Below are 3056 nucleotides of genomic sequence, written 5' to 3' on the forward strand. Positions count from 1 at the left end.
CATTAACATGGGCTAATGCGAGAGACCCTCCGAGAGGGTAATGGAGAGCTTAGCGAAAGGGCTGAACGATGACGATAGTCGAACTGGCTTTCGATTTGCTTGCGAAGAAGCTCGCCGCCCGCACCGGCATTTCCAGCGAAGAAGCTAGTGACCTCGTCGCCACTATGGGAGCTGATTGGTCGTCACTCGTGCGAGCAGCAAGGGTAATGAAAAAATACTCCGGTGTTGCCTGACCCGCTCGGCCTGGAAGGACTTCCTCCTCGCATGAGGGCACAAACGACCAGCTTGATGGGACGAATCGTCAGGCCACAACGGAGGCCGCGTGGCACGCGCATTTCCCAGAACGCACTCGATCACCTGCCAAGAAAACATGGCGGTGCGGGTCGCCCCAAACTCCCGAGACAACGCCCGACCGCTGCCGAATGTTTCGTGGCCCGGCCCGACGGAGGTTCTCACTTCAGTGGCCTAACGATGCTTCTTGCGACTGCGTCTTGACGCAAGATGCCGCTCTCTCAGTTCCTGTTTTCAATCGGAATGACGCTCCACGCCGCATGAGGAACTGCCGTCATCAGACCAGGTCGTTGGTTTGTCGTTGCCGCCCAAACAGGACGGTCACCCCCAAGACCGATACGAATATTACCTGGTCAAGGTAGTTGCTATGTGGGCCCGCGCCACGGTGGTCAGCGCGAGCCCGTATGCTGCGCCGACCGGCGGTCACTTATCGCCTGCGAGCCACGATCGTAGATCAGCGCTTGGCGTTGTCACTCTCCGAGTCGGCCCGTGCGAGGAACTGCTCGGTTGTCGCTGGAATATGGCTTTTCAACCAGTCCGCCATCGCGACTTCCTCACGCAGATTCTCTTCGCAGACCTGGGCGACCTCTGCTTCGCCTAACGATTTGGCGGCGGCGATCAGGATTGTGTAGGAGGCGATTTCCATGTGCTCGAACGTGTAGCTTGCAAGCGATCCCTTCATCACTTCGTCCCCGGCGAACACCCCACTGAGCGACTGCGCCATTGCCGTCAGCTTGCCGCCGGCATCCTTCAGTGTGGAAGATCCTTGTCCGATGCGGTCAAGACAGGTTTCCAGCCGAGCAGCCTGCTGTCTGGTCTCCTGGATGTGCTGGCGAATCCGCTCGCTGAGCTCAGGATAGTTCTCTATCCGGTTCAGTTGCCCATTCAACATCGTTTCGGCCTGCTCCTCCATGGCGTGAGCATCCCTGAGCCATTGGACAAGCCATTCGCGTGATTCTGACATTTCATACCTCCTTCATGGGTCGGCCAGAACTTTCAAAGGGAGATATTGTTCCTCATCGGTTGAGCTGCCGAGTCAGCCTGTATTGCAGGCTCCTCGAGGTCGGCGCTGCAAACGGGCGCTTGGCAATTGGAGAGAGTGGCCGGCGAGGCATGGTCGCGGTGTCCGCGTTGGCAAACCGCATTTCTGCAGAAATGACGAAGCTGCTGCCTGTCGCGGGTTCCGTGATGGATGATCTCAATGAAGCGTTTCGCGTCGCCTCGTATTCCAATACCCGCGCCGCGATGTGTCAGGCTGTGTCTTGCCCGAGCGCCTTGGCCGTTGCCATTCGTCTTGCGAAATCAGCCCATTGCCGGTGCGTCCCAGCGAGGCCTCCAGGTTCAACAACGGAGATCATATCGCGATGGAACGTCACGGCGTTTCGCAGGTTGGTATTGGGGTTTTCGCGCTAGGGAAAGAGCCATGACTTCTTCAGACAAGTCTTCAACTGACATATCACCCCGCCCCGAGAAATCGAGCGGCAGGACCCCGTCAAAGCCGGCGACACCTTCACCGGCCCCAGAGAAAATATCCGGAGCAGGCCCTGCGGTCGCCGAGCATTCGAAAGACGCCAAGGCGCCCAGAGGCGGGCGTCAACCTGGGGCCTATGTCAAGGATTAGATGGCCGAGCGTCTGGCCAATACAGGAAGCGACGAGGAGGTTTTTATGCAGATGATGGGAGTTGTCGTCAGCCGAGACCAGGCTCCGGTCGTGGAATTTCGGGGCGAGGGAGGCGAGTGTATTAAAGTTACCCTGCAGGCCGGGCATACTCTTCCCGACGATGAACTCATTGCAAAGGCCAAGGCTATGATGGTTCAGGTCGCTCAGTTCGGGACGGACCAGATCAACAATGCGGCGATGTCTGACGGGTCGTCGGCCGACGGGGTGATACAATCCGGAATGTCGGGATAGAATAGCTTCGCTCGGTGCGGGCTACAAGGCCACGAGTCGGCAGCGGACGTGCAGTCATCAGCCCAGAAGATTGCGAGAACGGTACGCGGGCAAGGCACGCAGATCGCACCCTCCAGAGCAGAGACACCGGTGATCATCGAAAAGCCGAGCGTGAGCGTTGGGGCTATCAAAGCTATGGAACAAAGCTGGCGCGCACTGGTTGGGTCCAAATTCAACGCTGTGGGGAGGGGATATGTCGCGTATCTTCAATCTTGGTTTGCCGGTCCTGCTTGGCGCTGCAACGTTCACGCTCAATGTTGCTTCGGACCCGCTGCCGCCGGATCTGACGTATCGTCCATTGCCAAGCTTGCCTTTTTCTGCGGTCAAGGAAACTGACGAGGCGCAAAAGCCGACCGTGACACAACGGCAACGCGGCTTGCTCGAGAGCCGTTACGATCTGGCCGACCGGCCGATGCCCGGCGTCATGATGTCAGGCGGGCGCAAGGCTGTACAAGAAGGCTCGCGAGTGAAACTGCCGGCAGGCGAAACCTGGAGCAGCCTGGCAGCGAAAACCCCTCAGGAAATTCGTGATCGTGGTCTGTTGCCGCAAGGCTTCCTACCGTTGCCGCACGTCAAGCAGGCCGCCGGAGGTCAGGTCTTTCCTGAAAGTGAGATTAGAGAGATCGGCGCTGATGAAGGACGCGATCTGCGCCGCTTCGACGTCGATTTCGATCTACCGGATCACCTTACGCCGGAGTTTCCACCTCCAATATTTCTGACCACGCACCCGGAGCTTGGAGATGTGTCGCGAGGGGATCTGCTGACGATACGCAACTTCTACGAATACATGAACGGCATCATCACGCCCGTGCAG

General features: G+C 58.4%; 3 protein-coding genes and 1 pseudogene. 3 read left to right on the forward strand and 1 reads right to left on the reverse strand.

Annotated features, from left to right (window positions below; genetic code table 11):
• Window positions 1–68 precede the first annotated feature (68 nt).
• Complete coding sequence (locus EN932_RS38210) at window positions 69–233, forward strand: hypothetical protein (protein ID WP_164752019.1); 165 nt, start codon at window positions 69–71, stop codon at window positions 231–233.
• Between the two features lie 512 nt (window positions 234–745).
• Here the strand turns inward: EN932_RS38210 and EN932_RS32565 are convergent.
• The gene (locus EN932_RS32565) at window positions 746–1255 is read right to left on the reverse strand and encodes a DUF892 family protein (RefSeq protein WP_128338374.1); all 510 of its coding nucleotides are present in this window, start codon (window positions 1253–1255) and stop codon (window positions 746–748) included.
• 657 nt (window positions 1256–1912) lie between these two features.
• On the opposite strand from EN932_RS32565, the gene EN932_RS32575 reads away from it, so the two are divergent.
• A complete protein-coding gene (locus EN932_RS32575) occupies window positions 1913–2203 on the forward strand; it encodes a hypothetical protein (protein WP_224621434.1) in 291 nt (96 codons plus the stop codon).
• A 232-nt stretch (window positions 2204–2435) separates the two neighbouring features.
• A pseudogene (locus EN932_RS32580) lies at window positions 2436–3056 on the forward strand (cytochrome B6); the annotation flags it as partial.

The sequence above is a fragment of the Mesorhizobium sp. M7A.F.Ca.US.002.01.1.1 genome (genome assembly GCF_004022955.1).
In the GTDB taxonomy this organism is placed as follows: domain Bacteria; phylum Pseudomonadota; class Alphaproteobacteria; order Rhizobiales; family Rhizobiaceae; genus Mesorhizobium; species Mesorhizobium ciceri.